This window comes from Micromonospora sp. NPDC049114 (genome assembly GCF_040648635.1).
GTDB lineage: Bacteria > Actinomycetota > Actinomycetes > Mycobacteriales > Micromonosporaceae > Micromonospora.
In genome coordinates this window covers 80,464-106,298 of record NZ_JBEZEA010000015.1, presented here as the reverse complement: position 1 = coordinate 106,298, position 25,835 = coordinate 80,464, and the positions used below count along the sequence as shown (strand labels likewise).

At 73.3% G+C, this 25,835-nt stretch carries 21 protein-coding genes; 20 read left to right on the top strand and 1 reads right to left on the bottom strand.

Annotated features, from left to right (window positions below; translation table 11 throughout):
- The first annotated feature begins 131 nt into the window (after positions 1–131).
- From AB0B39_RS29230 to mltG, 8 genes are all read left to right on the top strand, one after another.
- The gene (locus AB0B39_RS29230) at positions 132–344 is read left to right on the top strand and encodes a hypothetical protein (protein ID WP_007458297.1); all 213 of its coding nucleotides are present in this window, start codon (positions 132–134) and stop codon (positions 342–344) included.
- A gap of 75 nt (positions 345–419) precedes the next feature.
- Positions 420–2,003 (top strand): replication-associated recombination protein A, encoded by a 1,584-nt coding sequence (locus tag AB0B39_RS29225; protein WP_357575911.1) that lies wholly within the window; start codon positions 420–422, stop codon positions 2,001–2,003.
- Between the two features lie 2,537 nt (positions 2,004–4,540).
- Positions 4,541–5,233 carry a hypothetical protein gene (locus tag AB0B39_RS29220; RefSeq protein WP_234588149.1) on the top strand — a complete coding sequence of 231 codons (693 nt, stop codon included), beginning with the start codon at positions 4,541–4,543 and terminating at the stop codon, positions 5,231–5,233.
- A 148-nt stretch (positions 5,234–5,381) separates the two neighbouring features.
- Positions 5,382–5,846 carry a DUF948 domain-containing protein gene (locus tag AB0B39_RS29215; RefSeq protein ID WP_234588104.1) on the top strand — a complete coding sequence of 155 codons (465 nt, stop codon included), beginning with the start codon at positions 5,382–5,384 and terminating at the stop codon, positions 5,844–5,846.
- Between the two features lie 29 nt (positions 5,847–5,875).
- The gene (locus AB0B39_RS29210) at positions 5,876–6,181 is read left to right on the top strand and encodes a hypothetical protein (protein WP_234588105.1); all 306 of its coding nucleotides are present in this window, start codon (positions 5,876–5,878) and stop codon (positions 6,179–6,181) included.
- Complete coding sequence (gene alaS, locus AB0B39_RS29205) at positions 6,178–8,856, top strand: alanine--tRNA ligase (RefSeq protein ID WP_234588106.1); 2,679 nt, start codon at positions 6,178–6,180, stop codon at positions 8,854–8,856. The genes AB0B39_RS29210 and alaS overlap by 4 nt, the downstream gene beginning before the upstream one ends.
- Before the next feature lie 73 nt (positions 8,857–8,929).
- Positions 8,930–9,388 carry a Holliday junction resolvase RuvX gene (gene ruvX / locus AB0B39_RS29200; RefSeq protein ID WP_234588107.1) on the top strand — a complete coding sequence of 153 codons (459 nt, stop codon included), beginning with the start codon at positions 8,930–8,932 and terminating at the stop codon, positions 9,386–9,388.
- Complete coding sequence (gene mltG / locus AB0B39_RS29195; protein ID WP_357575910.1) at positions 9,388–10,587, top strand: endolytic transglycosylase MltG; 1,200 nt, start codon at positions 9,388–9,390, stop codon at positions 10,585–10,587. Before ruvX ends, mltG begins: the two co-directional genes overlap by 1 nt.
- Positions 10,588–10,675: 88 nt before the next feature.
- Here mltG and AB0B39_RS29190 read toward each other — a convergent pair whose 3' ends face one another.
- Positions 10,676–11,167, bottom strand: coding sequence for a peptidoglycan-binding domain-containing protein (locus AB0B39_RS29190; protein ID WP_234588109.1), 492 nt, complete (start codon positions 11,165–11,167; stop codon positions 10,676–10,678).
- 154 nt (positions 11,168–11,321) lie between these two features.
- Here AB0B39_RS29190 and AB0B39_RS29185 point away from each other — a divergent pair, with 154 nt between their 5' ends.
- The 12 genes from AB0B39_RS29185 (at position 11,322) to AB0B39_RS29130 (ending at position 25,797) form a co-directional block, all read left to right on the top strand.
- Positions 11,322–12,170, top strand: a complete 849-nt coding sequence (locus AB0B39_RS29185) for a shikimate dehydrogenase (protein WP_357575909.1) — start codon at positions 11,322–11,324, stop codon at positions 12,168–12,170.
- Positions 12,171–12,268: 98 nt separating this feature from the next.
- Positions 12,269–13,972, top strand: a complete 1,704-nt coding sequence (locus tag AB0B39_RS29180; protein WP_357497679.1) for a glycosyl hydrolase — start codon at positions 12,269–12,271, stop codon at positions 13,970–13,972.
- A 224-nt stretch (positions 13,973–14,196) separates the two neighbouring features.
- Positions 14,197–16,134, top strand: coding sequence for a hypothetical protein (locus AB0B39_RS29175; protein WP_357497681.1), 1,938 nt, complete (start codon positions 14,197–14,199; stop codon positions 16,132–16,134).
- A gap of 95 nt (positions 16,135–16,229) precedes the next feature.
- On the top strand, positions 16,230–16,781 hold the full coding sequence (locus AB0B39_RS29170; RefSeq protein ID WP_357497683.1) for a DapH/DapD/GlmU-related protein: 552 nt from the start codon (positions 16,230–16,232) through the stop codon (positions 16,779–16,781).
- Positions 16,782–16,866: 85 nt separating this feature from the next.
- Positions 16,867–18,372: a lipopolysaccharide biosynthesis protein gene (locus AB0B39_RS29165; RefSeq protein ID WP_357497815.1), complete on the top strand. Its 1,506-nt coding sequence runs from the start codon at positions 16,867–16,869 to the stop codon at positions 18,370–18,372.
- A gap of 69 nt (positions 18,373–18,441) precedes the next feature.
- The gene (locus AB0B39_RS29160; protein ID WP_357497817.1) at positions 18,442–19,737 is read left to right on the top strand and encodes an O-antigen ligase family protein; all 1,296 of its coding nucleotides are present in this window, start codon (positions 18,442–18,444) and stop codon (positions 19,735–19,737) included.
- A complete protein-coding gene (locus AB0B39_RS29155; protein WP_357575908.1) occupies positions 19,734–21,383 on the top strand; it encodes a lipopolysaccharide biosynthesis protein in 1,650 nt (549 codons plus the stop codon). Before AB0B39_RS29160 ends, AB0B39_RS29155 begins: the two co-directional genes overlap by 4 nt.
- Positions 21,367–22,269, top strand: a complete 903-nt coding sequence (locus AB0B39_RS29150) for a sulfotransferase domain-containing protein (protein ID WP_357497819.1) — start codon at positions 21,367–21,369, stop codon at positions 22,267–22,269. Before AB0B39_RS29155 ends, AB0B39_RS29150 begins: the two co-directional genes overlap by 17 nt.
- Positions 22,266–23,528, top strand: coding sequence for a hypothetical protein (locus tag AB0B39_RS29145; RefSeq protein WP_357575907.1), 1,263 nt, complete (start codon positions 22,266–22,268; stop codon positions 23,526–23,528). The genes AB0B39_RS29150 and AB0B39_RS29145 overlap by 4 nt, the downstream gene beginning before the upstream one ends.
- Before the next feature lie 216 nt (positions 23,529–23,744).
- Positions 23,745–24,221, top strand: coding sequence for a UDP-N-acetylglucosamine--LPS N-acetylglucosamine transferase (locus AB0B39_RS29140; RefSeq protein WP_357497689.1), 477 nt, complete (start codon positions 23,745–23,747; stop codon positions 24,219–24,221).
- A gap of 92 nt (positions 24,222–24,313) precedes the next feature.
- A complete protein-coding gene (locus tag AB0B39_RS29135) occupies positions 24,314–24,880 on the top strand; it encodes a glycosyltransferase (protein WP_357575927.1) in 567 nt (188 codons plus the stop codon).
- Positions 24,877–25,797 carry a glycosyltransferase family 2 protein gene (locus tag AB0B39_RS29130; RefSeq protein ID WP_357497691.1) on the top strand — a complete coding sequence of 307 codons (921 nt, stop codon included), beginning with the start codon at positions 24,877–24,879 and terminating at the stop codon, positions 25,795–25,797. Before AB0B39_RS29135 ends, AB0B39_RS29130 begins: the two co-directional genes overlap by 4 nt.
- Positions 25,798–25,835: the final 38 nt, after the last annotated feature.

Genomic DNA, 25,835 nt, shown 5'->3' with positions numbered 1-25,835 from the left:
CTAGGAGCCGCCGTACCGGCGGCCGCGCCGGGTCCGCCAGCCCGCGTGCTGATCCACGGTGGAGATTGACGAGTCGACCGATTGGGTACATCACGCGCCGACCTACTGGGAACCCCCACCGGAGGACCGACATGCTCGCCATTCTCGCGGCCATCGTCTTTGGCTTCGCTCTGCTTCTCGACCTGCTCAACACCGACTTCGGCGCCCCCGACCTGTTCAACTGGAACACCCTCGTGCTCATCGGCCTGCTCCTGCTCTCGCTCTACCTGGCCGGCGTCGGCAGCGGCCCGCGCGGCGGTGGCGGCGGTCGCTGGTACCGGGGCCGTCGCCCCGGCCGTGGCTGACCGAGACCGATCAGCGGTGACCCGGCCCGCAGCGCGATTCCGGCGTTGCGGGTCGGGCCCGGTACTGTCTTCGTGATGGAGTCCGACGCTCTCTTCTCCCTCGGTGCGCCCACCGGGCCGCGCAGCGCGCCCGAGGGCCCCGCCGGTGTCGACGGCTTCACTCCGGTAGCGGACGATTCGCCCCTGCCCGTCCGCATGCGGCCCGCGAGCCTGGACGAGCTGATCGGGCAGGACCACCTGCTCGCTCCCGGCGCACCGCTGCGGCAACTGGTCTCCGGCGGCGCCGCGATGTCGGTCATCCTCTGGGGACCGCCCGGCAGCGGCAAGACCACCATCGCGCACCTGGTGGCCGCCGCCACCGACCGCCGGTTCGTCGCCATGTCGGCCCTCTCGGCCGGTGTCAAGGACGTCCGGGCGGTGATCGAGACGGCCCGTCGCCAGCGCCGTTCGGGCGGCCCGCAGACGGTGCTGTTCATCGACGAGGTGCACCGGTTCAGCAAGACCCAGCAGGATTCGCTGCTCGCCGCCGTCGAGGACCGTACTGTCACGTTGCTCGCGGCGACCACCGAGAACCCGTACTTCTCGGTCATCTCACCCCTGCTGTCGCGGTGCGTGCTGCTCACCCTGCAACCGCTCGACGACGACGCCGTACGCGGCCTGCTGCGCCGCGCGGTCACCGACGAGCGCGGCCTGGGCGGCGCCCTCACCCTGACCACCGACGCCGAGGACCACCTGGTCCGGCTCGCCGCCGGTGACGTCCGCAAGGCGCTTACCGCGCTGGAGGCCGCGGCGGCCTCGGCCACGGCGCTCGGCGCCGGGCGCATCGACCTCGCCACCGCCGAGCAGGCGGTCGACGTGGCGGCGGTGCGCTACGACCGCGACGGCGACGCCCACTACGACGTGGTCAGCGCGTTCATCAAGAGCATGCGCGGCTCGGACGTGGACGCCGCCGTGCACTGGCTGGCCCGGATGCTGGTGGCGGGGGAGGACGCCCGGTTCATCGCCCGACGGCTGGTCATCTTCGCCAGCGAGGACGTGGGCATGGCCGACCCCACAGCGCTGAGCGTGGCCACCGCCGCCGCGCACGCCGTGGAGTACGTCGGCCTGCCCGAGGCGCAGCTCAACCTGGCGCAGGCGGTGATCCACCTGGCCACCGCACCGAAGTCGAACTCGGCCACCACAGCGATCGGCGCGGCCATCGCCGACGTACGGGCCGGCCGGGGCGGTTCGGTGCCCCGCGGGCTGCGGGACGCGCACTACGCCGGCGCCCGAGGGCTGGGCCACGGCACCGGTTACCGCTACCCGCACGACGACCAGCGCGGCGTGGTCACCCAGCAGTACGTCCCGGACGACCTGGTGGGCGTCGACTACTACCAGCCCAGCCCGCACGGGGCGGAACGGTCGGTGTCGACACGGCTGCCGGTGCTGCGCCGGATCGTCCGCGGGCTGCCGCCCCCGCCCGCCCGCCCCGAAACCCCGACCGCCTCCTCGCCCGCGACAGCGGGCCCGTCGGTGGCGGCCCCGAGCGCGGGGTCGGCGGTAACACCGCAGCCCGCCCCGGCGCTTGTCGGTCGGAACGGCCAACCGGCCGCGGAAGCGGGCGGTCCCCGCACGAAGCAGGACAGCGGCACGGACGCCGCAGGAGAGGGTCAACAGTGAGATCGCGTGGTGCGGACCGCCCCGACGAGGGCCTGGACGAGCGGCGTGATCCCCGCGCGAAGGGCCGCCGCTGGGGTCGAGGCCGAGCCGAGGCCGAGCCGGAGGAGCCGGTGGCCGGCGAGGAGTTCGGCTGGATCGACGACCTGCGCTCGGCCAAGCAGCAACGCGGCGAGCTGGGCCCGGACGGGGCACCCGCCGAGCCCGGGCCGCCGCGCACGGGCGCGTCGCCGCCGCCGGACGCGCCGCCCGGCCCACGCCGTCCAGACGCGGAGGCCGCCGGAACGCGCCGCCCCGTGGACGGCCCCTGGCCGGGCGAGGCGCCCCCGCCGGGTCGCCTCATGGACGCCCGCCCGCCCGCCGAGCGCGAGCATCCCGGCCGCCCACCCGCCGACCGCTCCCGGCCCGCCGTGCCGGCCGCGGGCCAGCCGGCGGCGCGTGGCGCCCAGCCGGTTCCCGGCACCGGCCCCCGCGCCGCCGCGCCACCCCTCGCGCCGCAGTCGGCTCGCCCGGCCGGCGGTGACGCGGCGAGCCCTCCGGGGCCCCGCCCGACCACCGGCGCTCCGGTCCGACCGCGTCCGACAGTGGGACCGTCCGGCCCGCCCGCAGGGCCGGCGGCTGCGGGCCCTGCGGCCGGCCACCGCCCGGATGCCGTCGCCCCGACCGGGCGGGCGGAAGCGATGCCGCCGCTGCGCCGGCAGGACGCCGTGCCGCCGGGCCGCCGACCCGGGCCCGACCCGACCGATGGCGGCCGGCCGCTGACCGGTGACGGTCTGGCCGGCGGCCGACGTACGACCGGCCCCGTTCCCGATCCGGCGCGACCCACCGGGCCACCCGCCGCGCCCGGCCCCGCCCGGTTCGACGGGCCACCCGCCGCGCCCGGCCCCGCCCGGTTCGACGGGCCGCCGCCCGGCGTCGCGCCGCAGGTCGCGGACGGGCTGCGAGCCGACCCCGCGATCGACAACGACCCGCGGACGGCCCGGCGTCGTCCCGGCCCGGTCGACCCGGGAGCGCCGGAGCCCTCCGGCCAGGCCCGCCCGGCCGGGGGCGGTCGCCGCCGTGCCGCCGAGCCGGACGCGCCGGTGGTGCCCCGATCGGGCAATGCCCCACCGATGCCGGAGGCGTCCACCGGACCCATCAGCGCCGGGCCCATCAGCGCCGGGTCCGCCAGCGCCGGGCCGGCCAGCGCCGGGTCCGCCAGCGTCACGTCCACCGACGGCACCGGCCGCCGTCGAGCGGTCCCCGACGACCAGGGCCGACGCGCGCCGACCGGCGGTGAGCCGCGGGCGGACCGCCCGGACCGTCCGGAGCGCCCGGCCGACTGGCTGCGTCAGGCTGGCCGGCTGCCGCACACCGACCCCGGCCTGCCGGTGGTCAACCGCCGCGGTGGCGATGCGCAGGCCCCGAGCGCCAACCGGCCCGTCGGCCACCGCACCGCCCCGCCGCCCGCCGGTGATCTGACCGATCGCTCCGGTGGCCCACTCGCCGTGCCCGATCCCGCCGCGGAACGCGCCGCCGGCCGTCGTCCCGTCGGGCCACCGGCCGACCCGGGCGCGGACGCTCCCACCGGTCGCCGGGCCGTCCGGCCCGGTGGGTCGGAGCCCACCGGAGAGCAGCCGAGCGGTCCCGTGCCCCATCCGCCGGTCGCCGGTGAGCGGCCCGTCGGTCGTCGAGCCGGTGCCGGGTCCGCCGCGGATCCGATCAACCGACGCCGCCGCCCGCCGGCGGAGTCCGGCCCCGACGGATCCACCGGTCGTCCGGGACCGGCCGACGACCCGTATGCCGGCCCCGCCGACGGCGGGCGACAGGCGCCGGTGCGGGGCGCCCGCTCCGCCCCGCCCGGGGGCCGGGCCCGACTCGCGCCCGGCGAGGCGCCGGTCTCCGGCGCCGGTCGCCGTGGTCCCGACGGTCCGCCCCGTCCCGGCGCAGGCACGCCCGAGCGGGGTGCCGCTCGCCCCGACGGCCCGGCTCGCGCCGCCGTCCCGCCGGGCGCCGGTCCGGACGGTCCGCCCCGCCCCCGGCCCGAGGGCTCGGCTCGCGCCGCCGTGCCGCCAGGCGCCGGCCCGGATGCTCCGGCCCGGCCCGCCGGTCCGCCGGGCGTCGATCCGGCGCGTCCCGCTCGTGCGGCGGTACGCCCCGGCGTCGGCCCGGACGCCCCTGCCCGCCCCGGCTCGGCCCGACCACGCCCGGACGGCCCGGCCCGTGCGGCAGTCCCGCCGGGCGCCGGTCCGGACGGTCCGGCTCGCGCCGCCGTCCGCCCACCGGGCGTCGGGCAGCCGCCTGTCGGCGACGACCGGGCCGGCTCCGAGCACGCCGGCCCCGGATCACCAGTGGCCGCGCGTGCTGCCGCCCCGCGACCTGCGGACCGTGCCGCGGGTCGTGCCCTGCCGCCGCCCCGCGAGGCTGGCCGGCCCGAGCCCAGCGGTGTCGCCCCCGTGCCACCGGCCGGCCGGCCCGGCGAGCCCGCCGGTGTGGCCCGCGCCGCCGTCGTGGTGCCCGCCGCGACGGCGCCGGTCGCCGAACCGACCGACGGGCCCGCGCTGCGCGCGGCCGGTCAGGACGCGTCCGACGACGACGCCCCGGGTGCCCGTTCCGAGGTACGCCGGCAGTCACGCGAACGACGCCGGCTGCGGGTGGCCGTCCTGGCGCTGGTCAGCGTCGTGCTGCTCGGCGCGGTACCGCTCTTCTTCGGCGTCCGGACGCTGAGCCGGGACCCGGTCTTCGACAACCTGGACCAGCTCGGCGTGCCCGCGTGGGCCGCGACGAAGACTGTCGACGACGTCAGCGGCAGCCGCTGGTGTCTGCTCGACTGCCGGCTGCGCGAGCGCACCGTCACCTCGCAGAAGTCGCCGGAGGAGACGGCGAAGGTCTACGAGGCCGCGCTGCGCGAGGACGGCTGGCAGCCGTGGAAGGTCAGTCGCTGCCCGGAGCAGGAGACCAAGGGCAGCTACACGTGCTGGCGTCAGGACGAGTTGACCCTCGACCTGTGGGTACGGGCGCCGGCCTGCGTACCGCCACCGGTCGACGGGGAGCCGGCGATCGTGCCGTCTCCGGAGCCGTCGGCCGCTGCGGGAGACTGCGCCGGCTCGTTGGTGTCGGTGAAGGTGCGCAACGCGATCGACGACGAGCGGACCAGGCCGCAGCCCAGCACCGATCCGTCACTGACCGGAGAGGATCCGTTCCCGACGGTCAGCGGGGATCCGCTGAGCGACGTGACACCCTCACCGTCCTGAGCCGCGCTCCATCACGGACGGTAGGGTCTGGGGCTGGCGGGCCCGCCCGTGCCCGGCGACCGGTGACGGCTCGGTGGGTCCGGTGGGCACCAGGTTGTGCGTTCCGGGGACGTCGGGTCCGGCGGAAATCTGCTTGAGGAGGAGACGCGTGGGCGACTTTGGAGAGGTCGCGGCGCTGATCGCGGCGTGCGCGTTCGCGGTGCTGGTGCTGATCCTGACGCTGCCGATCCTGCGGCTGCGGCACACGGTGGACGCCACCACGCGAATGATCAACGACCTCAACGATCGGACGGCGCCGCTGCTCGGCGACGTGAACACCACGGTGAAGAACGTCAACGTCGCCCTGGAGCAGGTGCAGACGTCGCTCGACGGCGTGAACCTGCAGCTGGCGAAGGTCGACACGATGACCAGCCACGCCCAGAACGTCACCGCCAACGTCGCGAACCTGGCCACCGTGGTCTCCGCCGCGGCCGCGAACCCGCTGGTCAAGGTGGCCGCGTTCGGCTACGGCGTGCGCAAGGCGGCTGCCGGCCGTCGGCACGCCGAGACCGAGCGTGAGGTGCGCGACACCATCAAGCAGCAGCGGCGGGCCGCCCGGCGCGGCAACCGCTGACCGGCCGGGCCAGCAGGAGGTAGCAAGACATGAGGCGGTTGTTCTGGCTCGGCATCGGCGTGGCCGTCGGCGTGATCGTGGTCCGCAAGGCGACCCGGACCGCGCAGGCGTACACCCCGGCCGGCATCGCCAGCACGTTGTCGGAATCCGCTGGCGGCCTGATGGAATCGCTGCGTAGCTTCGTGGAGGACGTCCGGGTCGGGATGGCCGAGCGCGAGCAGGAGATCCACCAGGCGTTCGCCCAGGGCGAGGCGTTCGACGACCAGTTCGCCGAGCTGCGGGAGTCCCCGCGGATCGGCGATCGAGACATTTTTCCGGAGGAACACCAGCGATGAAGACGGCGGAGATCAAGCGGCGGTACCTCGCGCACTTCGAGGCGAACGGCCATGCCGTGGTGCCGTCCGCTCCGCTGCCCGCCATCAGCGACCCGAACCTGCTGTTCGTCAACGCGGGCATGGTGCAGTTCGTGCCCTACTTCCTGGGCCAGCAGACCCCGCCGTACCGGCGGGCGGTGAGCGTGCAGAAGTGCATCCGTACCCCGGACATCGACGAGGTCGGCAAGACCAGCCGGCACGGCACGTTCTTCCAGATGAACGGCAACTTCTCCTTCGGCGACTACTTCAAGGCGGGCGCGATCCCGCTGGCGTGGGAGCTGTCCACGAAGCCGATCGCCGAGGGTGGTTACGGGCTGGATCCGGAGCGGATCTGGCCGACGATCTACCTCGACGACGACGAGGCGTACGAGATCTGGCGCTCGGTGGGTGTGCCGCCCGAGCGGATCGTCCGCCGGGGCAAGGCGGACAACTTCTGGTCGATGGGCATTCCCGGGCCGTGCGGTCCGTCGTCGGAGCTGTTCTACGACCGGGGCCCGGAGTACGGCCGTGAGGGCGGCCCGGCGGTCGACGAGGACCGCTACATGGAGTACTGGAACCTCGTGTTCATGCAGTTCGAGCGGGGGCCGGGCACCACCAAGGAGGACTACCCGATCCTGGGTGACCTGCCGGCGCAGAACATCGACACCGGCATGGGCCTGGAGCGGATGGCGTCGATCCTGCAGGGCGTCGACAACCTGTACGAGATCGACGAGGTCCGGCCGATCCTCGCCCGCGCGGCCGAGCTGACCGGCAAGCGTTACGGCGCGCACTCCGGGCACGTGGCCAGCGAGTCGCACCCGGACGACGTCCGGCTGCGCGTGGTCGCCGACCACGTACGGACCGCGCTGATGCTGATCGGCGACGGCGTGACCCCGAGCAACGAGGGCCGCGGCTACGTGCTGCGCCGGATCATGCGCCGGGCGATCCGGTCGATCCGACTGCTCGGGTGGCAGGACCGGGCGCTGCCCGAGCTGCTGCCGGTCGCGCGGGACTGCATGGCGCCGTCGTACCCGGAGCTGGCGACCGACTTCGACCGGATCGCGCAGTACGCGTACGCCGAGGAGGAAGCCTTCCTGTCGACGCTGCGTGCCGGGACGACGATCCTGGACACGGCGATCGCCGAGACCCGCACGGCGGGCGGCACGGCGCTGTCCGGCGCGAAGGCGTTCCAGCTGCACGACACGTACGGCTTCCCGATCGACCTGACCCTGGAGATCGCTGCCGAGCAGGGCCTCAGTGTCGACGACGAGGGCTTCCGGCGGCTGATGGCCGACCAGCGGACCCGGGCGAAGGCGGACGCGCAGGCCCGCAAGACGGGGCACACCGACGTGTCGGCGTACCGGTCGGTGCTCGACGCCGGTGGCCCGGTGACGTTCACCGGCTACAGCGAGGTGGCCCGCGAGTCGCGGGTGCGGGCGCTGCTGGGTGCCGACGGTCCGCGCCAGGCGGCGACCGAGGGTGAGACCGTCGAGTTGGTGCTGGACACGACCCCGTTCTACGCCGAGGGCGGTGGCCAGCAGCCCGACCACGGCATCATCACCGTCGGCGACGGTCAGGTCGAGGTGCTCGACGTGCAGCAGCCGGTGCCCGGCCTGATCGTGCACCGGGCCCGGGTCATCCGGGGTGAGGTGCACCCGGGCGACACCGGCTACGCCGAGATCGACACCACCCGTCGGCGGGCGATCTCCCGGTCGCACACGGCCACCCACCTCGTGCACCAGACCATGCGCAACTTCCTCGGCGAGTCGGCCACCCAGGCGGGTTCGCTGAACGCGCCGGGTCGGCTGCGGTTCGACTTCAACACCCCGACGGGTGTGTCGCCGACGGTTCTGCGGGACGTGGAGCAGCAGGTCAACGAGGTGCTCCTGGCCGACCTTGAGGTGCACGCCTTCATCACCTCGCTGGACGAGGCGCGGCGGATCGGCGCGATGGCGCTGTTCGGCGAGAAGTACGGCGAGGAGGTGCGGGTCGTCGAGGTCGGCGACTACGCCCGCGAGCTGTGCGGCGGCACGCACGTGGCCCGCTCGGCCCAGCTCGGCCTCGTGAAGATCCTCTCCGAGTCGTCGATCGGTTCCGGTGTCCGCCGGGTCGAGGCGCTGGTGGGCATGGACGCCTTCGGCTTCCTGGCCCGGGAGCACCTGCTGGTCTCCCGGCTGGCCGAGCTGTACCGGGTGCCGAACGACCAGGTCGCGGACCGGGTGGAGCAGACGGTCACCCAGCTGCGGGACGCGGAGAAGGAGTTGGAGAAGCTGCGCGCCCAGCTGGTGCTGGGCGGGGCGGGGGCGCTCGCCGCGCAGGCCAAGGATGTGCGCGGGGTGGCGTACGTGGGCACCGAGGCGCCGGAGGGCGCGGCCGGTAACGACGTACGGACCCTGGCGCAGGAGATTCGCGGCAAGATCGATCCGGCACGGCCGGCGGTGGTCGCGGTGGCGGCCCGCGCGAACGGCAAGGCGTCGCTCGTGGTGGCGGTCAACGCGGCCGCCCGCAGTCGGGGCCTGGCCGCCTCTGACCTGGTGAAGGCGGCGTTCTCCGGGCGCGGCGGGGGCAGCCCCGACCTGGCCCAGGGTGGCGGCCTGCCGGCGGCCGAGGCGCCGAACCTGCTGCTCACCGTCGAGAAGGCGATCACCGAGGCGTGAGAGACGGTCATCGTCGACCAGGGCGGACCGATCGGTCCGCCCTGGTTCGTCGACAGGCGAGGGGTGACCGTCGGTGAGCGGCTTCACACGGGGCGTTCGCATCGGCGTGGACGTCGGTCAGGTGCGCGTGGGGGTGTCCCGCTCGGATCCGGACGGGGTGCTGGCGACGCCGCTGGTCACTCTCGCCCGCGATCTCACGGCCGCTCCGGACGCGGTGCCGAGCGACATTGCCCAGCTCGCGGCGCTGGTGGCCGAACATGAAGCGGTAGGCGTCGTCGTCGGCCTTCCGGTCAATCTGGCCGGCAGACACGGCCCCGCGGCGGTCGGAGTGAAGGCGTACGCTGACCGACTGGTCGATGTGATAGCGCCCGTACCGGTAACGCTTACCGACGAGAGGATGTCGACCGTGGTCGCTTCTCGTAGGCTTGCCGAACGTGGCGTCCGAGGTAAACGTCAACGTGCGGTTGTCGACCAGGCGGCCGCGGTGGAGATCCTGCAGAGCTGGCTGGACGCGCAGCGGAGGCGGACGTAATGATCGACGATCTGGATCTTGGGTTTGACGAGCCGGAGCGGGGTGAGAAGGGCCGGCACCGGCGCGGCTTCGTCCGTAAACGCAATGGCGGCTCCAGCTCCGGGGGGCGCGGCAAGACATTCCTCGCGCTGCTGATGGCCCTGCTCCTGTTGGGCGGCATCGGTGGCGGCGCGTTCTACGGGTTCGACCGGATCCAGAACTACTTCGTCACACCCGACTACGACGGCAGCGGGTCCGGCGAGATCACCGTCGAGATCAAGAACGGCGCGCTGATCGCCGACATGGCCGACGCGCTGGTGGCCGCCGACGTGGTGAAGAGCCAGAAGGCGTTCATCGAGGCCGCCGAGGCCAACTCGCGCAGCAAGAACATCCAGCCGGGCACGTACAAGCTGCGCAAGCAGATGAGCGGCGCGAGCGCCGTGACGGCGATGCTCGACCTGAAGAACAAGATCGTCAACGGGCTGACCATCCCCGAGGGCCGCACCAGCAAGAACATCTACAAGCTGCTCTCCGAGAAGACCAAGATCCCGGTCAAGGAGTTCGAGGCCGCCGCGAAGGACCCGGAGGCGCTCGGCGTTCCGGACTGGTGGTTCAAGCGCGACGACGGCAAGAAGGTCGTCAAGTCCGTCGAGGGCTTCCTCTACCCGGACACGTACGAGATCCCGCCGAAGGCCACCGCCGAGAGCATCCTCAAGCTCATGGTGGACAACTTCCTCTCGGTGACCGGCGAGATGAAGTTCGCCGACCGGGTGCAGAAGGAGCGCAAGGTCAGCCCGTACGAGGCGCTGATCGTGGCGTCACTCGCGCAGGCCGAGGCCGGTAACAAGGACGACCTCGGCAAGGTCGCCCGGGTGGCCTACAACCGGGCGTACGGCGAGTTCCCGTGCAACTGCCTGGAGATGGACGTCACGGTGAACTACTACCTGGAGTCGATCGGCAAGCCGACGAAGTCGTCCAAGCAGATGACGGCTGCCGAGTTGGACGACCCGAAGAACCCGTACAACCGCAAGCTGCCCGGCATGATCCCCACCCCGATCAACAACCCGGGGAAGCAGGCCCTGGAAGGGGCGATGGACACGCCGGTGGGTAAGTGGCTCTATTTCGTGGCGATCGACAAGCAGGGCCACTCGGCCTTCGCCGAGACGTATCCCGAGCACCAGCGCAACGAGGCCAAGGCCCGCGAGGCCGGCATCATCTGACGATTTCCCGACCGCGAAAAGGCTCCCTTCCCGATGCGGGGAAGGGAGCCTTTTCGTCAGCCCGGAAACACCATTTACGGTGCCGTTGTCAGTGGCTGGTGCCGGTCCACGAACCGGTGCGCGGGTTGAGGAACGTCCACACCCCGTTGCTGTTCTGCTTGCGCAGCGCGAACGTGCGGTTGTATCCGTAGTAGAAGTACCCGGTCTGGGTGCTGGTGTCGTAGCCGGTGTTGCGGTTGACCGCACCGTACGCCTTGCCCCAGGTCTGCGGGCCGACCGACCCGTCGACGCCGATGTTCATCACGTCCTGCCAGGTCCTGGTCTTGGCGGCGGTGTTGGAGCCGTACTCGCCGTCGATGAAGCTGGTGCCGACGGTGCCGCTGAGGTCGTCGGCCCAGATGATGGCCTGCCAGAGCCGCACGATGTTGCCGGCGCGCACACACGAGCTGGACGCGCACAGCTCGTGGTTGTCCGACCAGCTGCCGGCCGCGCTGTCCGCACGCGCGGGTGCGGCGGCCAGCAACGACATGCTGAAGGCCGCGGCAATCGCGATGAGGACGCGCAGAATCCGTTTGTTCATTGTTCCCCCCTGTTTCCGATCGATCGTCCTGCGCCGAATGCTTTCACCGACGTCGATGGAACGTCAAGCGAACATCGTGGGCGCGGTCGGCGGCGGGTGGTGCGGTGATCGGTGCGGTGGGTAGGGTCGAGGCGACGTGTACGGGGGGCGGGACATGACGCGGACCGTGGTGGCCCGTCGGGCGGCGGTGCTCGGCAAGCCCATCGCGCACTCCCTCTCGCCGGTGATCCACACCGCCGGCTACGCCGCCGCCGGGCTGACCGGGTGGTCGTACACCCGCATCGAGTGCGCGGCCGCGGAGCTGCCGGCCCTGGTCGCCGACCTGGGCCCGGAGTGGGCCGGGTTGTCGGTGACCATGCCGGGCAAGGAGGCGGCGCTCGCCGTGGCCGACGCCGCGTCGCCGGTCGCCGTCGCCGTCGGCGCGGCCAATACGTTGGTACGCCGTCCGGACGGCTCCTGGTACGCGGACAACACCGACGTCGGCGGCATGGTCGAGGTGCTCACCGAGGCCGGGGTGCTGCCCGGCGCGGCCCTGACCGTCGTCGGCGCGGGGGGTACGGCCCGCGCCGCGCTGGCCACCGCCGCGCGACTGGCGTGCTCGTCGGTGACGGTGGTGGCCCGCCGGCCCGAGGCGGTCGACGAGCTGCGCCCGGTGGCCGACGCCCTCGACGTGGCGCTGACGGCTGGCGCCTGGGCCGACGCGCCCCGGCACCTGGCCGTCGCCGACGTGGTCGTCTCCACGGTGCCCAAGGGTGTCGCCGACCCGCTCGCAGACGCGGTGACGTGGCGGCCTGGTGCTGTGTGTTTCGACGCGCTGTACGACCCGTGGCCGACACCGCTGGCCGCGTCCGCGCGTGCGGCAGGTCTGCGCGTGGTGTCCGGACTGGACCTGCTGCTGGCGCAGGCGGTCGGCCAGTTCGAGCAGTTCACCGGCGTTGCCGCGCCGGTCGGGGCGATGCGGGAGGCGCTGGCGGCGGCCCGCCGGAGCGCCTTTCTTAGCTGACGGTTAAGACGCGCTTACGGGAAACTGTCCTGCCCACGACATGCCCTGGTCGTCGATACGCTGCTCTCGGTTATCGCAGCAGACACAGGGAGTTCTCCTTGACCAGGCATGGACTGCACCGCATCACCCGGCTCCGCAACGGCCCCCGGCGCAAGGCGATCGCCGTCGGCGTGGTCGGCGGTGCGGTGGTGGCCGGCATCGTGGCGACAATGATGCCGCTGCTGGCCAGCGACGACCTGTCGATCCGCGCGGTGGCGGACACCACCGCGACGATGGTGTCGCAGGACGGCGACAACGCCACCAAGGGAACCCTCGCGACGTGTCCGGCGCGCTGCGACGGCAACCCGCGCGGCGGCCGGGAGGCGGTCGTCGAGTTCGCGGTGACCACTCTCCCCGCCGCCGCCGTCAACGTCCGGGCGACGCTGCGCATGCACGCCTGGCAGCAGTTCGCCGCCACGGTGACCGCGCACGCCTCATCGGTGAGCGCCCGCGAGGCGCGACCGGTCCCGGTGCAGGTGGGGACCGCGTTGGACACCGTGACCGGTGTGGCCAAGGGCATCAACGAGTGGGACGTCTCCAAACTGGTCACCGGAAACGGCACCTGGACGGTGTCGCTCGCCCAGACCGGTCTGGAGACCCGTGTCTACTGGGCGTCGGTCGAGAACCGCAATCCCGATCTGCGTCCCAGCCTGGTAATCAGCTACGACCTCGGCAGCGGGCCGACGTCGGCGCCGACCACCAAGCCGGCGCCGCCCTCGCCGACCGTCGCGCCGACCACCGCCGCGCCCCGGCCCACGCCGACTGTCGCGCCGACCCGTACGCCGACCCCGACGCAGAGCCCCACCCTCCCGTCCGGCAAGTGCGGCCAGGTGTCCGACACGCTCGTGCCCTCCTGCGGCGCCTGGTGGGGGATGTACTCACCCGCCAACGCGGGCAGCGGCTGGGACCACGGCAAGGCGATCACCGACGTCGAGGCGCAGGTCGGGCGCAAGTTCGACATCGTGCACCGCTACCACGACTTCTCCAACGCCGGCAGCAACGGCGCCTTCCCCGACGCGTACGAGGCCCAGCAGATGCGCGAGGGCCGGCTGATGTTCTTCGCGTGGGAGTCCCGCGACTTCTCCGCCGGCACCACGCTGAAGTGGTCCGACATCTACGGTGGCCGGCAGGACGCCACGATCGACGCGGTCGCCGGTCGCATCCGCGACGCCAAGGTGCCGGTGTTCATGGGCTTCGACCACGAGCCGGAGGACGAGCCGGGCAAGGGCAGCGACGCCGACTTCGTCCGGGCCTGGAAGTACGTGTACGAGCGGTTCGCCAAGGCCGGCGCGGACAACGCCGTCTGGGTCTGGACGATGATGGGCTGGTCGGGGCACTACTCCCGGTACGCCGGCCTCTACCCCGGTGACCGGTACGTCGACTGGGTGGCCTACGACCCGTACAACTTCCACGTCTGCAACGGCAGCACCGTGTGGAAGAGCCCGAGCACCACTGTGGACGGCTTCTACCGCTGGCTCGACGAGAACGGCATCGGGGCCGGCAAGCCGCGGATGCTCGCCGAGTTCGGCACGAACTTCGACGCCAAGGACCCGGGTGCCAAGCAGCGCTGGTTCCAGGAGTTCCCGGCGGCCCTGAAGGCGCACCCGAAGATCAAGGCCGCCATCTACTTCAACTCGCCGGGCATGACCACCCGCACGGCGACCTGTGACATGACGATGAACCACGACGCCTCCGCGGTGGCCGGCTTCACCCAGGCCGGCAAGGACGCGTACCTGCGGCAGCCCACCGGAGGCAGCCGCTGACGAGATGACGACACCGTGACGACACGCGCCGTTCATCGAGGAGCAGCCATCTGATCCTCCGGCGTTCTGTCGGCTAGCAGATTCATGCACCGCCCAATCGGCGGATGCGCCTACCAGGCTGGGCGAGGCACGCTACCTCGGGTTCTCATCCATCTTGGAGGCGCAGCGTGCCCAAACTCTCGCACTCGTGGCGTTTGTCAGTACGACGTCGTACTCGGGCGGGGGTGGTCGCTCTGGCGGTCGTCGCCGCGGTGCTCAGCGTGCCCTCGGTGTCCTCGGCGGCAGTGGTACCGGTGCCCGAAACCGCGACCCTGGTGTCCGCGAATCCCAGCGACTCGACCCCGCACGCCCGTGACGGCGAGACCCGCGCCTTCGCGCAGGTCGGCAACACCGTCTTCGTCGGCGGCAGCTTCACGCAGCTCCGACAGACCGCCAGCTCCGCGTGGGTCACGCAGCGCTACCTCTTCGCGTACGACCGCACCAGCGGCACCATGTCCACGACCTTCCTGCCGGTGCTCGACGGCGCGGTCAACACGTTGCTCGCCGGCCCCGGCGGCACGTTGATCGTCGGCGGCGCCTTCAAGACCGTCAACGGCGTCTCCCGCAAGAACCTGGTCGCGCTGAACCCCGCGACCGGCGCGATCGTCGACAGCTGGGTCGGGCGCTCCGACGGCGGCGCCGTCCGCGACCTGGTCCTGTCGGGCAACTGGCTCTACGTGGCCGGCGCGTTCAACTGGCTCAACGGCACCGCGCACGCCGGCCTCGCCCGGCTCAACGCGACGACCGGCGCGATCGACCCGACGTTCGCCGTCGACGCCACCGTCGGACGCAACGGCACCTCGTCGTACGTGTGGACGATCGACGTCACGCCGGACGGCCACACCCTGGTGCTGGGCGGCAACTTCACGCTCGTCAACGACCTGCCGCGCAACCAGATCGCGCTCGTCGACCTCACCAGCACGCCGACGGTGCTGGACTGGAGCACCGAGAAGTACGTGTCGCCGTGCGCGTCCCCGGCCACGTTCGTGCACTACGTGCAGGACGTGAAGTTCGGTGAGGACGGCAGCTGGTTCGTGGTCGGCTCCAACGGCGGCGGTGGCTGGCCGACCGCCTACTGCGACGCCCTGGCCCGCTTCGAGACCCCCGCCCGGGGCGCCGGCCAGCTCGCCACCTGGCTCGACTTCACCGGCAACGACACCATCACCTCGGTCGAGGTGGCCGACAACGTCATCTACCTCGGCGGTCACTTCCGGTGGCTGAACAACCCGAACGCCAGCGACACCGCAGGCAACGGCGCCATCGACCGGCTCGGCATCGGCGCGGTCACCCCGGCCACCGGCCTTCCGGTCAACTGGAACCCGCGCCGCAGCGGCAGCGCCTCGATGCCCGCCGGCACCACCGCCTGGGGCTCCGCCGTGCCGGTGCTCTGGCGCGGCTCGGACGGCCTCTACTTCGGGCACAACTCCGACGGGATGGGCGAGGAGTACCACGGGCGGCTCGGCATGTTCCCGCTCGCCGGCGGGCGTACGTTCACCGCGAAGAACCCGCCGTCGGCGACCACCGGCAACCTCTACCTGGGCACCGCACCCGGCGCCGTGACCAAGGTGCCGTTCGACGGCGCCGCGCTGGGCGCCTCGACAGCGGTCAGCCAGCCCGCCTACACCGCGGCCGGCGCGACCTGGCGGGTCGACGACCGGATCTACTGGGCGCACACCGTCGCGGGTACGCCCACCGGCAGCCGGATCGACGTCTCGCTGTTCAACGGCGGCGCGATCGGGTCGCCGTGGGAGGCGTCCGGCTACAACGACTGGTACAACCCGGCGTTGCTGACCGGGGCGTTCTATCTCGACGGTCGGCTCTACTACACCCGCACCGGCACCAACAACCTCTACTACCGCTACTTCGAGATCGACGGCAACTACCTTGGCGCCACGGAGTTCGCGCTGCCCACCACGGGTGTCACCTGGTCGAGTGTGCGCGGCATGGCCTGGGTCGGCGGTCGAATCGTCTACGGTGCGACCGACGGCGCGCTGCGCAGCGTGCCGTTCGATCCGACGGCCGCGCCGACCGCCGTGGTCAACGGCGCCACGGCGACAGTCATCGCCGCAGCGACGCCCGAGTTGTCCTGGTCTACCCCCTCGATGTTCTTCTCCGTGCAGTAAGGGTCAACCGTTTGTAACTGAACATCGGTAGATTGTTCGTGTTGGGTCGGCGGCGGGAGCACCGTCGCCGGCCCCACGATGTGGGGGAGGGGTCGTTGGTCGGCGCCGCTGGCATCCGCGCGAAACGCGCCGTGCACCTGGTCTTCGCGCTCAAACGCGTGTGGTACAGGCTGCGCTACCGACGGCTCACGCTCGGCCGGGACGTGGAGATCCGAGGTCGGATCCGGCTGCGCCGGGGCGTACGGGTCAGCATCGGCGACCGGAGCCGACTCAACAAACTGGTCCGCTTCGCCGGCCCCGGCGAGGTGCGCATCGGCGCCGACTGCCTGCTCAACGCCACCTGGATCGGCACCTGGACGTCGGTGACGGTGGGAGACAGGTGCCTTCTGTCCGACTGCGAACTCCTCGACAACGACTTTCACAACCTGCCGCCCGGGCAGCGGCACGCCCCGCCCGGCCCGGCCACGCGGGCCCCGATCGTCCTCGAGGAGAACGTGTGGGTCGGCGCGCACGCCCTGGTCCTCAAGGGAGTCCGCGTCGGCCGGGACAGCGTCGTGGGCGCGGCGACGGTGGTGCGCGCGGACGTGCCACCGGGCGTCGTCGTCGTCGGCAATCCTCAACAGACGGTGAAGAAGTTCCATGACTGACACGACACCCGCACCCTGGCCGCCGGACGGCCCGTCCGCCGGCACCGCCCGTGCCGTCACGCTCACCGACCTGCTGCGGGTGCCGATGCACCGGCTGCGACTGGTGGTAGCGGTAGCCCTGGTCGGCCTGCTCGCCGCCCTCGGCTACGTGCTGCTCGTCCCGGCGGCGGTGAGCGCGAACGCGGTGGTGGCGGTCCGCCCGGTGGTCACCGACGCCTTCACCCCCAGCGGCGCGGGCGCCGACCGCGCCGTCAACATGAACGTGGAGAGCGGCCTCGCCACCGGCACCCAGGTGGTCCAGCGTCTCGCCGACGCCACCGGCGGCGAGCCACGCGACATCCGCAACGCCCTCGAGGTCGAGGTGCCCACCGGCGGGCAGATCCTGCGCTTCACCTATCAGGCGTCCAACGCGCAGCGGGCGGTGCAGGGAGCCAACCTCGCCGCGCAGGCGTACCTCGACGTGCGGCGCACCATGTACGAGCAGCAGCGCGCCGAGATGCTGCGCTCCTACGACGCCAGCATCACCAAGGTCGCCGCCCAGCAGGCCGCCGTGCAGAAGCGGGTGAGCAGCGCCAAGGGCACCGCTGTCGGCGACGCCGCGCTTGCCGAACTGTCCGGAATCAACAACCAGCTCACCCAGCTCAACGCCGCCCGCACCGAGATCGCCGCGGTCGACGTCAATCCCGGCTGGATCACCCAGACCGCCGAGCGGGCACTGGCCACCTCCGCCGGGCACCGGCCGCTCTACCTGGTCGCCGGCCTGCTCGGCGGCGCGCTGATCGGTGTCGTGCTGGCGTACGTCTGGGAGTCGACCGACCGGCGGGTCCGCTCGGTCAGCGACGCTCGGGATGCCAGCGGCCTGCCGCTGCTCGGCACGGTGCGCCGGGCCGGTTTTCGGGGCAGCCCCCGGGCCGTCGACGCGGACATCCGCTACGTGGCGATGGCGGTGGCCGAGCGGGTCCGCCAACCGGCCCGGGTCGCGCTGGTCACCGCCCGCGAAGACGCCACGGCACTCACCGCCGGGCTGGCCGTGGCGCTCGCCGCGGACGGCCGGGAGGTCTTCGTGGCCGACGACAGCGGGCGCGTGGAGCGCCTGCGCGCCGTCGTCCTCGCCGACCGTGGGCGGCTGCCCATCGACCCGTCCCGGCCGCTGGTGCCCAAACCCCGACCGGCCGGCACGCCGAGCCCGGCCGGCGCCACCGCGGAGAGTCCGGCGCCTCGGCGGCCCTCCCCGCACCCGCCCGGCGCCCGCCCGTCCACCGACCCGGACGCCACGCTGACCCTGCCCCGGGTGGCGTCCGGCAACTCCGAGAACGGCCGGCCGGCGTCTGCGGACGAGGTGACCGTGGGGGTCGGCAGCGTCCGCTTCGGCACCTGGCGCCAGGGCGCGGACCACGGGCTGGTGCTGTTCAACGCCCCACCGGCGGAGTCCGACGAGCGTGGCGTGGCGGTGGCCCGCCAGGGCGGCGCCGTGGTGGTGGTCGAGCGGGACCGCACCCGCCAGAGTGATCTGCGGCGGCTCGTCGAGCGTCTGCGCGCCGCCGGGGTCACCCCGCTGGGCTTCGTGCTGACCCGCAACGGCCGGGCCTGATCCGTGTCGGTCACCCGCGCTCCGGCCACCGAGCCGCCACCCGGCGAGGCCGCCGCCCCCCTCGGGCCGGTGCCGCCGCCCCCACCCCCCGCCCGGCTGCCGCTCTGGCCGCTGGCGCTGACCTTCGGGCTGGTGCCGCTCTGGTGGTCGCTCGGGGCCTTCTACCTGGGCTGGCCGCTGCTGGGCGCGCTGCTGCTCGCGTTGCTGCTCACCCGGGGTCGGGTGCCACTGCCGCCGGCCGCCGGCATCTGGCTGCTGTTCCTGGCCATCGTGGTCGTCAGCGCCACCCAACTGGCCTCGCCGGCCTCGCTGCTGACGTTCGCCCTGCGGTTGGCCTTCTACCTGACCGCGCTGGTGGTCGGGGTCTACGTCTACGCCGCCGCCCGGGAACGCGCCGACCTGGTGGCGGTGCTCACCCCGCTCTGCGCGTTCTGGTTCGCGCTGGTGGTGCTGGGCTGGCTCGGGGTGCTGGTGCCCCGACTGGGGATGACCACCCCGATGGAGGTGCTGCTGCCCGGCGGAGTGGCCCGTACCCCGTTCATCCGGGACATGGTGCACCTGAGGACCGCGGAGTACAGCGAGCGCTCGCTCAACCCCATCTACCGGCCGGCCGCGCCGTTCTCGTACACCAACAACTACGGCAGCGCGTACGCCATGACCCTGCCCTGCGTGGTGGCGTACACGATGCTGCGCCGCCGGGGGCTGCTGCGCTGGATGCTGCTGGCGTCCCTGCCGCTGTCGCTGGCACCGGCGTTCCTCACGCTGAACCGGGCGATGTTCCTCAGCCTGGGCGCCGGGCTCGCGGTGCTCGGGGTGCGGGCCAGCCTGCGCGGCAACGTCCGGGTCGCCGCGTCCATCGTCGGCGTGGTCGTGATCGGCGCGCTGGCCACCCTCTTCATCCCGATCACCGACCTGATCAGCCAGCGCGTCGACTCCAGTGACACCAACACCGACCGCCTGTCGCTCTACACCGAGGTGATCCGCCGCGTACAGGATTCGCCGTGGCTGGGCTACGGCGCTCCGGTGAACGTGGACACGGTCTCCGCGGCCGCGCCGATCGGCACCCAGGGGCAGCTGTGGATGGTGTTGTTCAGCCACGGCGTACCGGCGCTGGTGTGTTTCCTGGGCTGGTTCGTCGCCGCCGCGGTGATCTGCGCGCGGGCGACCTCGGCGGCGGGGCAGTGGCTGGCGGTGGTGCCGGTGGTCTGCCTCGTGCAGGTCCCGTTCTACGGCATGGCCAACCAGAACCTGTCGGTCGCGTTCTTCGCTGTCGCCTTCGCCATGGCGCTCGCCGAACGGGAACGGCTGGCGAGCGGGCAGCGCCGACGCCTGCCGCGTCCGCCCGCTACGGCGGTGCCGGCATGACCGCCGCCACCCGACCGCCGGCCGGCGCCGGCTCCGACGGCCCGCACCGCTCGGGGGCGCTCGCCGAGAGCACCGTCGACATCGGCGCGGCGGAGACGCGCCGCAGCGCACGCAGCGGCGTGGCCGGGCTGCTCGGCGCCGCCACCAGCGGACTGTTCGGCTTCGTGCTGGCCGTGGTGATCACCCGGGGGTACGGGACGGCCGGCGCGGGCGCGTTCTTCGCCGCCATCGGCGTGGTCACCGTGGCCACCGCGGTCTGCACGCTGGGCGCGGAGACCGGTCTGATGTGGGCGCTGCCCCGGCGTCGTCTCGGTGTCCCCGGGGACGCGGCCCGGGTGCTTCCGGTGGCGCTGATCCCCCCGCTGCTGGCCGGGCTCGTGGTCGCCGGTGTCGGAGCGCTGAGCGCCGACGCGCTCGCCCCCCGACTCCTGCGGGGCTCGGGCGACGGCGGCCACGCGTTGCTGACGCTCACCTTCGCCGCCGTGCCGGTGGTGGTGGCGATGACGCTGCTGCTGGCCGCGCTGCGCTGCGTACGACCCATCCGCGCGTACGTCGGCGTGCAGTTCCTCCTGCTGCCGGTGGCCCGCCCGGCGCTGGTCGGCGCGGCCGCGCTGGTCGGCGGCGGCCTGCTCGCCGGGATGACCGGCTGGCTGGTCCCGGCGGCGCTGGCGCTGCTGGCCTGTCTCACCCTGGTGGCCGGCCCGCTCGGCCTGGGCCGGGGCGCGGCGCTGCGACCGGGCCGGGCCGACTGGTCGACGTTCTGGCGGTTCGCGCTGCCCCGGGCCGCCTCGGCGGCCATCGACGCGGGCAGCATGTGGGTGGGGGTGCTGCTGACGTCGGTGCTGGCCGGGCCGGCCGACGCGGGCGTGTTCGGCGCGGTCGGCCGGTACGTGCTGGCCGGCCAGCTCGCCATGCAGGGGTTGCGGGTGGCCGTGTCACCGCAGCTGTCCCGGCTGCTGGGCCGTGGTGAGCGGGCCGCCGCCGCGGCGGTGCACCGGCAGTTGACCACCTGGGGGCTGGTGCTGTCCTGGCCGGTGTACCTGCTGCTCGCGGTGTTCGCGCTCGCGTTCCTGCAACTGTTCGGCCCGGAGTTCACCGCGGGCGTGCCGGCGATGACTGTGCTCGCGCTGGCGATGCTGGTGAACACCGGCGTGGGCAACGTGCAGAGCCTGCTCCTGATGGGCGGGCGCAGTGGGCTGCACCTGGTGTCCACCCTGGCCGGGCTCACCGTGACCGTCTCGCTCGGGCTGTGGCTGATCCCCGGGCACGGCGCGACGGGCGCGGCACTCGCCTGGGCCGCCGGCATCGCCACCGAGAACCTCACGGCCGCCGCGTTCGCCCGTGCGGTGGTCGCCGAGCCGCTTGTCGACGCCGCGACGCTGCGCGCGGCGGCGGCCACCCTCGGCGGCGTCGGCCTCGCGGCGGCTGTCGGCGTGCTGGCCGGTGGGCGCGGCCTGCCGGGCCTGGCGGTGTCGCTGGGCGTGCTGCTGGCCGGTTGCGTCGGCTTGTTGACGTTGCCCCGGGTGCGCGCCGGCATCCGGGTGACCATGAGGCAGATCCGTGGATCCGACGACGCGGCCACGGCCGCCGGGTCGGCCCGGAATCGACGAGAGGCAGGTGAGGGCCATCGTGGCGTCCATCCGTGACCGGGTGAAGCAGTTGGTGCCGACCCAGGTGACCACCCGGGTGAAAGAGTCCCTGGTCGACTACGGGGTGCGCACCAGTGACCGGCGACCCCTGCCGGACTTCCTGATCATCGGCACCAAACGGGGCGGCACCACCTCCCTGTGGAACTACCTCATCCAGCACCCCCTGGTGCCCCGGCTCTTTCCGGCGTGGAACACCAAGTCGGCGCACTACTTCGAGGAGCACTGGGGTCGCGGCGAGGCGTGGTACCGCTCGCACTTCCCGACCGAGCGGCACCGCGAGGCCCTCGCGAAGCGGCACGGCGGGCCGGTCCGGGTCGGCGAGGCCGCCCCGCTCTACATGTTCCACCCGCTCGCCGCGCAGCGGGTCGCCGCGCTGATGCCGACCGTGAAGCTGATCGTGCTGCTGCGCGACCCGGTCGAGCGGGCGTACTCGCACTGGAAGGAGCGCCGCACCCACGGCATCGAGCCGCTGGACTTCGCCGCCGCGCTGGCCGCCGAGCCGGAGCGTACGGCGGGGGAGCGGGAGCGGCTCATCGCCGAGCCGGAGGCGTTCAGCGAGGCGTACGACTGGTACACGTACCGGGCGCGGGGGCGTTACCTGGAGCACCTGGAGCCGTGGCTGGAGCGCTTCGACTCCGAGCAGATCCTCTTTCTGCCCAGCGAGGACCTGTACCGCGACTCCCGCGCCACGTACCGGCGCACCCTCGACTTCCTCGGTCTGCCGCCGTACGACCTGCCGAACTTCAAGGTCTACAACGACCGGCGCTCCGCGCCGCTGGAGCCGGCGGTCCGCGCCGAGCTGACCGACTACTACCGCCCGTACAACGACGCGCTGCGTGAGCGGCTCGGGTTGGACCTCGACTGGGCGGACCGGGCGGCGTGAACACCGGGGTCACCCCGGCCACCGATCCCCGGTCCCGGGTGGACGGGCTGGGCTGGGTGAGCCGCGCGGTGTTCCCGGACGACCGGGTCGGCCTGACGGTGGGTGGCGCGCTGCCGGCCGGGCATCGGGCGGTGGCCCGGTACGCGGTGGTGCCGTCGGTGGCCCGGGCCCGGTTCCTCGTGCCGCTGGGCGCACCCCGGGCCGGTGCGGCGTCGTTGCTGGCGTACAACGCGTTGCGGCCGCCGAAGGTGCGGGCGCTGCGGGCCGCGCTCGGTGGGCTGGCCCGGTTCGGCGGGGCGGGTCTGGCGCCGTTTCCGACGTTGACCGTGTCGGTGCCGGTGGGGGCGCCCGTGACCGAGCTGCTGCTCACCGAGCGGCTCGCCGACGCGCTGGGCGGTACGCCGCTGCTGGCGGCGTGCGGTGTCCGTCCGCCGGACCCGAACGTCAAACCGACCCTGCAACTGTTCACCGTCGACGGTCGTCCGCGCGGCTACGCGAAGATCGGCTGGAACGACGCCACCCGGGCGCTGGTCACCGCCGAGGCCGCCGCGCTGCGGGCGTTGCGCGCGGTCAGTGGCGTCGTCGACCATCCGGCGCCGCCGGGGCTGCTCACCGAGACGGCGTGGGCCGGTCAGGCGGTCGCGGTGATCGAACCGCTACCACCTGACGTACGCGGCGTGCCGGCCGACGACCCGCCGCGGATCGCGGCGTTGCTCGCGGTCGCCCGCCGCGGGGCCCCGGCCGGGGTCCCGCGAGCGCTGGGCTCCTCGACGTTCCTGACCCGGTTGGCCGCCCAGGCCGAGCGGGCCGCCACGGCCGGAGCGGCCGGGGCGCGGGCGGTCGCCGCGGTAGCCGCGCTGGCCCGCCGGCACGGCGACACGGCTGTCGAGTTCGGCCACTGGCACGGCGACTGGGTGCCGTGGAACCTGGGCACGCACGACGGCCGCCTCGTCGCCTGGGACTGGGAGCACAGTGGCCCGGACGTGCCGGTCGGCTTCGACCTGGCGCACGACGCCTTCCAGCGGTCGCTGGTGCTGCGCGCCGAACCGGCCGCGGTGGCGGCCGTGGCGGTGGACGGGCAGTTGGGTCGGCACGGTGCGCGGCTCGGCCTGGGCCCGGCACAGTGCCGGCTGGTGGCCGACGCGTACCTGCTGGAGATGTGGCTGCGGACGTGGCGGCTGGCGGACGCCGGCGCCGGGTGGAACGGCGCGCTGCATCCCGCACTGTTGGACGTCATCGAGAAACGACATAGCGACTGAACTGGAGAAAGCGCGACGCCGGGTGCGCGTCGTAGAGTGACGACAAAATGGCAGGTCGTGACGACGATCGATGGGCTGCGGGGCCGACAGTGGGCCTGACCATGCCGAGTGGAGATCGTCGCCGCGCTCCGGTCGCAGTATTCAGCGACCGGGAAACCTGTGATCTGCTTCTGCCTGGCGTGAATCGGAATTCCAAGCGAACTTGTGGGGAGTCGCGTGGACACGAACAACGACGACGAGTCGCCGGTGTTGCTGCTGGTGGGATCCAGCGGCGGCCACCTGGCCCAACTACTTGCCCTGCGGCCCTGGTACGAACGGTGGCGGCGCTGCTGGGTCACCTTCGACACCCCGGAGGCGGTGTCGCTGCTGACCGGTGAGGATCTGGTGCCGGCGCACCACCCGACCACCCGCAACGTGCCGAACCTGCTGCGCAACGCGCGACTGGCCTGGCGGGTGCTGCGGGGCCGGCGGGTCGCCGCCGTGGTCACCACCGGCGCCGGGGTGGCCGTGCCGTTCGTGGTGCTGGCCCGCCTGCGTCGCATCCCGACCGTCTACATCGAGGTGTACGACCGGATCGACACCCCGACGCTGACCGCCCGGCTCTGCCGGCCGTTCCTGTCCGCGATGCTCGTGCAGTGGGACGAGCAGCGCCGGCAGTATCCGGAGGCCATCGTCGTCGGGACTCTCCTGTGAGGCCGGAGACGGGCACGGCCCGCCGCGACACCGTTTCCGGCCCGTCCCGGCTGCCGCGCCAGCGCGACACCACTGACGTCGAGCAGACCCGGCTGCTCGTCGCGGTCGGCACCGACAAGCATCCCTTCGACCGGCTCGTGGACTGGGTGGCCCAGTGGCACGCGCAGGCCGGGCCGGTCGGGTTGACAGTGCAGCACGGACACACCGCGGCGCCGCCCCTGCCGGGCGCGGTGCCGTTCCTCGGTCACGACGCCCTGCAACAGGCGATGGCCGACGCGGACCTGGTGGTGTGTCATGGCGGCCCGGCGACGATCCTGGAGGCCCGCCGGCACGGGCACCTGCCCATCGTGGTGCCCCGCGACCCGTCGCTCGGTGAGCACGTCGACGACCACCAGCAGCTCTTCGCGCGCCGGCTCGGCGCGGCCGGGCTGGTGGCGCTCTGCGAGACCCGGGAGGCGCTGCACGACGCGCTCGCCGCCGGGCAGGCCGACCCGTCCCGGTACGCGGTCGCCGCCGACCCGGCCGCGCACGAGGCCCAGCGCGCGGCCGTCGCCCGGGTGGGGCAGATCGTGGACGACCTGGTGGCCCGCTCGGCCCGGCGCCGACCCCGCTGGCGGACCTGGTCGCGATCCGGCCAGAGCACGGAGGAGACCCGATGATCCGACAGCCGAGCGTCAGCGTCGTGGTGCCCACGCGGGACCGCCCCGAGCTGCTGCGCGCCGCCCTCGCGGCGATCCTCGCCCAGGAGTACCCGGGCCGGATCGAAGCAGTTGTCGTGTTCGACCAGTCCACGCCCGACGAGTCGCTGACGGCCCTCGCCGGGCCGGACCGGGCGGTGCGGGTCATCAGCAACGGGCGCGCGCCGGGGCTGGCCGGGGCGCGCAACAGCGGCACCCTCGCCGCCGAGGGTGAGCTGATCGCGTTCTGCGACGACGACGACGAGTGGTTGCCGGGCAAGCTGGCCGCCCAGGTCGACGCCCTCGCCGCCGACCCGGCGGCCGAGTTCGTCTGCTGCGGCATCCGGGTCAGTTACGACGGGCACACCGTCGACCGGGTGCTCGACAAGGACCGGATCACCCTCGACGACCTGCTGCGGGACCGGTTGACCGAGCTGCACCCGTCCACCTTCCTGATCCGCGCGACGGCGCTGCGCGAGGGCTTCGGCCTGGTCGACGAGGAGATTCCGGGCAGTTACGCGGAGGACTACGAGTTTCTGCTGCGGGCCGCCCGCAGCGCGCCTCTGATCAACCTGCCGACGCCGGCGGTGCTGGTGCGCTGGCACAAGCGCTCGTACTTCGCGCAGCGCTGGGACACCATCTCCGAGGCGTTGCAGTGGCTGCTGCGGCGCTACCCGGAGTTCGCCACCCAGCCGGCCGGCGCGGCCCGCGTCGCCGGTCAGATCGCGTTCGCCCAGGCCGCCTCCGGTGATCGCCGGGGCGCGCTGCGCTGGGCGCGACGGACCCTGCGCAGCAATCCCCGCGAGCCGCGGGCCTACCTGGCGCTCGCGGTCGCCGGTCGCGTGGTCCGGGCCGACGCGGTGCTGCGCACCCTGCACAAACGCGGCCGGGGCATCTGATCCCCCGCGCGAAGCCGCCCTGCGGATGGTTCCGGCCG